Below are 8,531 nucleotides of genomic sequence, written 5' to 3' on the forward strand. Positions count from 1 at the left end.
TGGTGCGGCTCCGCCGCCCGGAGGCGGCGCAGCGTGGTGGTGCTGTCAGCCGGCGGGCGCGGGCCCGGTGGACTCGCGGACCACCAGCCGGGGGCGGCCCGTCAGCGGGGTGTCCTCGACCTCCTCGCCGCACAGGGCGAGCAGCATGCGGGCGGCCGCCGCGCCGACCTCCTGGACCCGCTGGTCCACCGTGGTCAGGCGGGGGTGCAGCCAGCGGCCGAGCGGCAGGTTGTCGTAGCCGACGACCGACAGGTCGCGCGGCACGATCAGCCCGGCGCGCTGCGCGGTGCCGATGCCGCAGACGGCCATCGAGTCGTTGGCGTAGACGACGGCGGTGGGGCGGCCGCCGGCGTCGAGCAGGGCCTGCGTCGCCGCGACCGCCGACCGCTCGGTGAAGTCGGTGTGCAGGACGGCGAAGGGCCGCAGCCCCGCCGCGCGCAGCGCCGTCTCGAAGGCGGCCCCGCGCAGCCGGGTGTGCTGGAGTTCCGCGGGTCCCGCGACATACGCGACCCGCCGGTGCCCGAGCCCCAGCAGATGGGCGACGACCTCCTCGATCCCCGCCCCCTGGTCGAGCAGGCCGACCCGGGGCACGACGGCCCGGCCGTCCGGCGATCCGAGCAGGACCGCCGGCAGTCTCAGCCGCGCCAACAGCGCGGGGCGGGCGTCGTTGTCGCGGGCGTCGGTGAGCACCGCGCCGTCCACCCGGCCCTCGGCGGCGAGCCGCTCGTACAGGGCGTGCTCCTCCTGCGGTCCGCTCACCAGGTGCAGCAGCAACCCGTAGCCGCGCGGCGCGAGTTCGCCCTCTATGCCGGTGATCAGCTCGCTGAAGTGCGGGTCCGCGCCCAGCACGTCGGTGGGCCGCCGGACCACCAGGGCGAGGCTGCGCGTCCGGGCGTTGCGCAGGGCGGCGGCGGGGGCGCTGGGGGACCACCCCAGTTCCAGGGCCGCGTCGAGGATCCGGCGCCGCGTCGCCTCCGAGAGGCGGCCCTTGTGGTTGAAGGCCTGGGAGACCGCGGCGGTCGACACACCGGCCGCCGCCGCGACGGCCTTGATGGTGGGACGCCGTCCCGTCTCCTCGGTGGACGCGCTCACATCTTCACCGCCCCGCTGACCAGAGCCTGCTGCATACGCTTCTGGAGGACCGTGTAGACGACCCAGACCGGGATCAGCGTCAGGACGGTGCCCGCCGTCAGCACCCCGTAGTCCGTGCCGGTGATCGACTTCAGCGTGGGCAGCGCGACCTGGACCGTGCGCTGCGAGGGGTCGGGGCCGATGATGACCAGCGAGTACAGGTACTCGTTCCAGAAGGTCAGGAAGTTCAGCAGCAGCACGGTGGCGATACCGGGCAGACACATCGGCGTGTAGATGTGCCGGAGCACGGCGAACGTCGAGGCCCCGTCCAGCCGCGCGGCCTCCTCCATCTCCCGGGGGATCGTCCGCATGAACTGGACGAGGATCACCACGGACAGCGGCATCGCGGTCGCCGGCAGGAACAGCACCATGAACGTCCGGGTGTGGAACAGCCCGGTCGCCGCCGCGAGCAGGAACGTCGGGAACAGCGCGGCGAACGTGGGAATGAGAAATCCCAGCGAGAAGACCCGCTCGATCACCGCGGCCGAACGCCCCGTCGACCGGGCGATCGCGAACGCGGCCGGCACGGCGAGCAGCAGGGTCAGGGCGAGCGAGAACAGCGTCACCACGGCCGAGTTGACGACCGACAGACCCAGGTCGGCGCTCTCGAAGGCGGTCCGGAAGTTGCCGAGACCCAGCGACGTGGGAGGCGCCAGGGGATGCGCGAAGATCTCGTCGTTCGTCTTGAACGCCGACGCGAGGAAGTAGTAGAGCGGGATGACCAGCAGCACCGCGTACGTCCACACCAGGACGTGAGCCGGGAGCCAGCGCTTGCCGAGCTTCATTCTGTGCTGCTCCGATTCAGTAGGTCTGGCGGAAGACGCGGCGGATCGCCAGAAGGCCGACGAGCCCGGCGAGGAAGAGGACGACACCGACGGTCTGGCTGTAGCCGAGGTCCGCCGCGATGAACGCCTTCTGGTAGACGAGGAACGACAGGGTCGTGGACGAGGTCCCCGGACCGCCCTGGGTCAGCAGGAGCACGTGCTGCGCCGAGCCGAACAGCGTCCACAGGAACTGGAGCATCGTCACGACCCCCACGTAGTCACGGATCACGGGGAAGTGGACCGCCCACATGGTGCGCCAGTGACCCGCTCCGTCCAGCTGGGCGGCCTCGCCCAGCTCGTCGGGCACACTGCCCAGCCGGGCCGCGAACAGCACCGCGGTGAAGCCGATACCGCCCCAGATGTCCAGGGCGATCAGACACCCGAGTGCCGTCGACGGCGACGCCAGCCACGCGTCGGTCAGCGAACCGAGCCCCATCCCCTGCAACGCGCCGTTGGCCAGGCCGTCCGGCGACAGGGCCGCGTAGAAGACCATCGCCTTCGCCGGGGTCGAGATCAGCCCGGGTATGAACAGCAGGTAGCGGATCACCCGGTGCCCGGGCGGCCGTTGTGCCACGTAGTAGCCCAGCATGTACGCGCACACGATCATCACCGGCAGCGCGACGGCGAGCTGGACCGCGGTGTTGCGGGTGGCGTCCCAGAAGACCGGATCGGCGAACACCGTACGGACGTTGTCCAGCCCGGCGAACGAGACCGGCTGGAGCATGCCCGGCCAGCGCAGTGCGGCGATCACGAAGATGGCGAGCATCGGCCCGACCATGAACACGAGGTACCAGACCAGCGCGGGCACGGCGAGCACGGTGCCGCCCTGCCGGGTGGCACGTCCCGCCGCGGCAGGAGGGGCGGGCGGTGCGGGGCGGCGGGCCGCCGTACCGTCCGGTGTCGTCGTCAGCGTCGTCATGCGGTGACTCCCGGGGACTGCTCGGCGGAAACGATGGAGGCGGGCGGCCGGCTCATGCGGACCGGTACGCGGCTTCGAGCGTGGCGCGGACCCGTGCCGCACTCGTGCCGCGCGTGAACGACGTACTGGTCGCGGTGATCAGCGGCTGCGCCGCGGCCGGCGGCACGTACACGTCGGGCAGCAGCACCTGACTCACCTCGGAGCCGAGCCGCTGCGCCGCCGCGACCAGGGGGAAGTCGCCGCTGACGGCGTCCGTGCGCAACGCCATGTCGCGGCCGCTCTCCTTCACGAAGCGCGCCACGGTGTCCTGCCGGTACATGAACCGGAGGAACTTCTCCACGTGCTCGATCTTGCGGACGCCGTTCGGGCTGATCCAGAAGCCGATGAGGGTGAAGGCGCGGATGATCGTGGGATGTTCGTGGGCCGACCGCTCGGCGAGCGGCCAGCCGCCCACCTCGGTGTGCCGTGCCACGTCCTCGGGCACCTTCGCCAGGGCGGAGGACATCGCCGACTGGATCGCCGCGGACCGGGTGTTGTACTGCGTGGTCATGGAGTCGGACGTCAGCCCCTGGGCCTTGTCCGCGAACACGCCCGCGTCCCGCAGGTCCACGAAGTACTGGATGCCCTCGCGGGCGCCCCGGCCCGAGAAGTCGCCGGCCGTGTACACGTGCCGCGCCTCGTCCTGGGAGAGGAACGTCTGGATGATCTGGGCCAGGAGCTTCTGCCCGGTCCAGTCGTTGCCGCCGACGGTGACCGGCGCGATTCCCTTGGCCCGCAGCTTGCGGGCGGCGGCGACGAGCTGGTCGCCCGTGGTGGGTATCTCGTCGACGCCGGCCCGGTCGAGCAGCGCGCGGTTGTAGGCGACCGGCCAGTTCGTGGCGAAGTACGGGAAGGCCCGCAGCCGGTGCTTGCCGTCGGTCCAGGCGGACAGCGCGGTGGGCAGGACGCGCTCGCGCAGCCCCCACGAGTCCAGGTACGGCGCCACGTCCACGGTCGCGTCGACGTCCGTCCAGGCCAGCGTCTTGTCGTAGAGGTTGACCATGACGACGTCGGCCTCTTTACGGGCCAGCCGCGAGGTCTCGTAGACCTGGCCGAGGTCGTCGCCGTTGACGAGGTTCTTGACCTTCAGCCCGGGGTTCTCCTCGCGGAACCGGTCCAGGGCCGACAGATAGGTGGGAGAGCCCGGCGCGGTCGTGCCGAGCTGGGTGTGGATGACGAGGGTGTCCGGATCGGAGTCCGCCGAGGCCAGTGACGAGCAGCCGGACAGGGCGGGCAGGGCGGCGGCCGTAGCCAGGCCGGAGCCGGCGGCGAGAAGGCCGCGCCGGGTCAGCGAAGAGCGCACAGCGGTTGTCTCCAACCAAGCGGTTAACGACTGGTTAATCGATGTACCTCAAAAGGTGCGAGGACTTTAAGAGGCGAACAGGCCGGGGTCAAGGGGTGGGCGATCACCCGGTGACGGGGATGGTGGCGCCCCGAGGTGGTGCGTGCCGTGAGGGTTGGCGGACAGGCGTGACCCCGTTTGCCTCCGCGTCCCCTCAAGTGCGTCACGGGCGACCGGACTTCACGGGGTGCGCCGCCGGCAGGTGAGGTGGCCGGACGACGGAACCGCCCGGCCCACGCCGTGTGCGGTCGCCCCGCAAAGAGATCGGCGGAGGCGACGTACCGGCCGCCCCCTCCTCGTTGCGTACCGGGGCGTCACGGGCCAACTCCCCAAATGCGGCGACGCGCCGCGAACCGTCACGATCCGGGTGTGCGGCGGGAACGCTCCCGTGCGTCGGGCTCCGGCGGGTCTGCCGACACGAACGTGCCTGGTGGGCACGGCGAGTCGGCGGTCTCCTCCGGTATGGGGTGCGCGGCGGGTCGGGGTTCGCTCCGGTGCGGGGGTGCGGGGGTGCGGGGGTGCGGGGGTGCGGGGGTGCGGGGGTGCGGGGGTGCGGGGGTGCGGGGGTGCGGGGGTGCGGGGGTACGCGGCGTGCCGCGTGCCGGGCGTCAGGTGTGCCCGGGGCACGCTGGGCCCTGGAGTCGCGGGGCCGGCGGACCTCGGGACCGGCGGACCTCGGAGCGAGCGGGCTGCGGATCAGGCGGGCTGCGGAACCGGCGGGCTGTCGCACTCGGAGCCTGCTCCGCGCCGCGCGGTCGCGGCGGTCTCTCGATCGGGGTGACTCCTCCGGCCGCCTCATCGCGTATGCCGTCCGCCTGGATCCGGATGTGTCCGTCCTCCTCGATCCCGGATGTGCCGGAGGTGATCGTGGCCGATCTCTTGACCGTGGCCGAATCGCAGGCTTAGCGTTCCGGCGTCGATACGCATTGAAACGATTCAATCACCCGATCTTCTCCCGGACTTGGGGCGCACCATGGATGAACGCACGCCGCGACGCAGCGGACCGGCCCGGCGTACGGCACTGGCTGCCGGGCTCGGGGCAACGGTCCTGAGCGCGCTTCCCGGAGTGGCCTCCGCCGCCCCGGCCGTCACGGGCGGCAGGGCCGGGGCGGCGCCGACGCCCGGGTCGGCGGGGGCCGGCCTCGGGACCACGGCCGACTGGTTCGCGAACCCGCCGCGCTCGGTGCGCCCCAAGTTCCGCTGGTGGTGGCCCGACGGGCTGGTCGACCCGGACGAGATCGCCCGCGAGATCGACCAGATCGCCGACGCGGGCTTCGGCGGCATGGAGATCGCCGCCGTCCACCACAGCATCAAGGACAAGTCCCTGCTGGACACCGAACACCACGGATGGGGCAGCAGACCCTGGCGGGACGGTGTCGAGGCCGCGTTGAGCCGAGCCGCCCGGCGCGGGGTGACCATCGACCTGACGCTCGGCCCGAGTTGGCCCGTCGCGGTCCCCGGTGTGACGCCCGACGACGACGTGGCCGCGCAGGAACTCGCCTACGGGCGGCTCGCGCTGGCCGCCGGTGCCGCCTACGAAGGGCCCGTTCCCGCCGCCGTCCACGGGCCCGAGTCCGGTGTCACCCGCCAGACGCTCGTCGCCGTGCAGGCCGCCCGCGTCGACCCCGCGAACTCCACGCGCAAGGAGACGGGCCTGGACCTGGACAGCGTCCGGGACCTCACCGCTCTCGTCACCGACGGCGTCCTGTCCTGGACGGCCCCCGGCGACGGCGACTGGGTCCTGATCTCGTACTGGCAGCGCGGCTCGGCCCAGCAACCCGAGTCGGGACCGCACGCGTCACCGGCGGCGTACGTCGTCGACCACTTCAGTGCCGCGGGCACCGGCGCGGTGACCGACTTCTGGGACCGCATGATCCTGACCTCCTCCCTGCGGCGCCTGCTGCGGGCCGCGGGCGGAGCGTTCTTCGAGGACTCCGTGGAACTGGAGACCGACGGACTGACCTGGACGTCGGGGCTCCCCGAGGCCTTCGAGCAGCACACCGGACGCCCCCTGCTGCCCTACCTGCCCGCCCTGGTCCTGGACAAGAGCAACCAGGTCTTCGCCTTCGAGGCCCAGCTGACCCGGCAGATCCGGCACGACTTCTGGGAGACCGTCTCCGGGCTCTTCAACCGGCATCACCTCGGCGCCCTGCGGGACTGGGCCCACTCCCTGGGCATGCGTCTGCGCTCACAGCCGTACGGTCTCCAGACGGACGCGATCGCCTCGGCGGCCCTGCTCGACATCCCCGAGGGCGAGTCCCTCGGCTTCAAGAACCTCGACGACTACCGCTGTCTCGCGGGCGGCCGCGACATGGCCGGCCACACGATCCTGTCCTGCGAGGCGGGCGCCTACAACGGCACCGCCTACAGCACGACCTGGGACCGGTTCCTGCGCACCATGGGCGGCGCCTACGCGGCCGGCGTCAACCAGACGGTCCTGCACGGCTTCTCGTACGCCACCGCGCCCCAGGTGGCCTGGCCCGGGTTCGCGGCCTTCAGCCCGTACAACGGCACCGCCGGATACGGGGAGTCGTGGGGACCGCGCCAGCCCACCTGGAAGCACGTCCCCGACATCGCCGGCTACCTCGGGCGGCTGCACCGGGTGCTGCAGAGCGGCACGGCGCGCGCGGACGTGGCGATCTTCCGGCAGACCGGATACACCGCCACCGGCATCGGCGCCTCCTGGTTCACCGCGACCGGCATCCCCCTCGGATGGAGCCACCAGTTCCTCAGCGGGCCCCTGCTCGACCTGCCCGCCGCGACCGTCCGGCGGGGCCGCCTCGCACCGGAAGGGCCCGCCTACAAGGCCCTGTTCGTCGAGGGCGACTTCTTCTACGGCTCCACGCCCACCCTGTCGGTCGACGACGCGCGCAAGATCCTCGCGCTGGCCCGGGCCGGACTGCCCGTCGTCCTGCTCGGCGCCTTCGACCAGGGGCTGACACCCGGAGTGCCCACCGACGGCGAGACCACCGAACTCCGCGACGTCCTGGGCCGGTTGCTGGCCCTCTCGAACGTCGCGCTCGTCAGCGACAAGGCGGCCGTCGGTGACGCGTTGTCCCGGCTCGGCGTCACGGCGGACGCCCGGTACGCCACGTCGTCCACCCTCCTCAACGCCCACCGCGCCACCGCCGAGGCGGACTTCTACTACTTCTGCAACGGCAAGCACGCGGAGACGGTCAAGCCGCCCGTCGCCGCCATCGACCACGAGGTCACCCTGCGCCGCACGGGCTCGGGCAGTTCGGTTCCCTATCTGCTCGACCCGTGGTCGGGCGAGGCCGTCCGGCTCGCGCACTACACGCGGGACGGCGACGACTTCACCGTCCGGATCACGCTGCAACCGGGGGAGTCGACGATCATCGCCCTGGGTCGCACCGGACTCTTCGGCGACCGGCACGGCTCCCTGCCGGGCGTCGTCGAAACCGACGCCGATCAGGCCCTCTTCACCGCAGCGGGTCTGGCGGTCCGGGTGAGCGCGCCCGGCACCTATACGACCCGGCTGGACCGCGGCCGGCCCGTCTCCACGACCGTCCGGTCCGTGCCGGCCGTCGTCACCCCGACGCGTTGGCGGCTGGACGTGGACGACTGGCGCCCCGGCAGCAGTGCCACCCGCACGGAGCACGTCTCCGTCTCGGTCGCCCTCGACGCTCTGCTGCCCTGGTCGGCGATCCCCGAACTCGCCGACAGCGCGGGCATCGGCCGCTATCGCACCACCGTGGACCTCCCCTCCGACTGGACGTCCGGCCATGGCGCCCGGCTGGAACTCGGCCAGGTCGGCGACACCTGCCGGGTCACCGTCAACGGCCGCCGCCTGCCCCCGGTCAGCCGGCTGCACCCGGTCGTCGACCTCGCCCCCGGCCTGCTGCACCGCGGCGCCAACGTGATCGAGGTGGAGGTCGCGACTCCGCTGATCAACCGCCTCCGGGTCGCCCAGCCGACCGTCTTCGGCGGCACGGCCCGCCAGGACCACGGACTGGTCGGCCCCGTCCGGCTGGTGCCGTACGCGGAAGCACGCTTGTCCTGAGACGGATCCGTGCAGGGGTGCCGGCTCCGCGAGGCGGCGCCTCTGCACGACGTGTCCAAGGGTGCCGGTGGACGGGACCGCATCACCCGGTTCGACGGCGAAGCCGAGGCCGCTCCACTGACGTTGCGGGCCAGGGTGTTTCAGGAGGAGCACGCGGCGACGCCCGCCACCCGAACATCGAGGACCCGTGGGCCGGACTGCCGCCTGTGCACCCCTGACGAACCGGGACCGCCCGCACCCTGCACAACCCTGAGA

General features: G+C 72.3%; 5 protein-coding genes. 1 reads left to right on the forward strand and 4 read right to left on the reverse strand.

The window, feature by feature from the left end; genetic code table 11:
* Positions 1-45 precede the first annotated feature (45 nt).
* Genes OG406_RS37030 through OG406_RS37045 form a run of 4 tightly spaced genes read right to left on the reverse strand, consistent with a single transcriptional unit; the run spans position 46 to position 4,216 of the window.
* Complete coding sequence (locus tag OG406_RS37030; RefSeq protein ID WP_326844361.1) at positions 46-1,092, reverse strand: LacI family DNA-binding transcriptional regulator; 1,047 nt, start codon at positions 1,090-1,092, stop codon at positions 46-48.
* The gene (locus OG406_RS37035) at positions 1,089-1,916 is read right to left on the reverse strand and encodes a carbohydrate ABC transporter permease (RefSeq protein WP_164375423.1); all 828 of its coding nucleotides are present in this window, start codon (positions 1,914-1,916) and stop codon (positions 1,089-1,091) included. Before OG406_RS37035 ends, OG406_RS37030 begins: the two co-directional genes overlap by 4 nt.
* Positions 1,917-1,932: 16 nt before the next feature.
* Complete coding sequence (locus OG406_RS37040; RefSeq protein ID WP_164375424.1) at positions 1,933-2,874, reverse strand: carbohydrate ABC transporter permease; 942 nt, start codon at positions 2,872-2,874, stop codon at positions 1,933-1,935.
* A gap of 52 nt (positions 2,875-2,926) precedes the next feature.
* Positions 2,927-4,216, reverse strand: coding sequence for an ABC transporter substrate-binding protein (locus tag OG406_RS37045; protein ID WP_329190094.1), 1,290 nt, complete (start codon positions 4,214-4,216; stop codon positions 2,927-2,929).
* A gap of 1,012 nt (positions 4,217-5,228) precedes the next feature.
* Here OG406_RS37045 and OG406_RS37050 point away from each other — a divergent pair.
* Positions 5,229-8,276, forward strand: coding sequence for a glycosyl hydrolase (locus OG406_RS37050; RefSeq protein ID WP_329190096.1), 3,048 nt, complete (start codon positions 5,229-5,231; stop codon positions 8,274-8,276).
* The last annotated feature ends 255 nt before the right edge of the window (positions 8,277-8,531 follow it).

Origin of the sequence: Streptomyces sp. NBC_01428 (genome assembly GCF_036231965.1) — a bacterium.
GTDB lineage: Bacteria > Actinomycetota > Actinomycetes > Streptomycetales > Streptomycetaceae > Streptomyces.

Bases quoted from the DNA above. Each gene is read 5' to 3' on its own strand.
- OG406_RS37035 (WP_164375423.1), bottom strand. From the start codon at position 1,916: ATGAAGCTCGGCAAGCGCTGGCTCCCGGCTCACGTCCTGGTGTGGACG.
- OG406_RS37040 (WP_164375424.1), bottom strand. From the start codon at position 2,874: ATGACGACGCTGACGACGACACCGGACGGTACGGCGGCCCGCCGCCCC.
- OG406_RS37050 (WP_329190096.1), top strand. From the start codon at position 5,229: ATGGATGAACGCACGCCGCGACGCAGCGGACCGGCCCGGCGTACGGCA.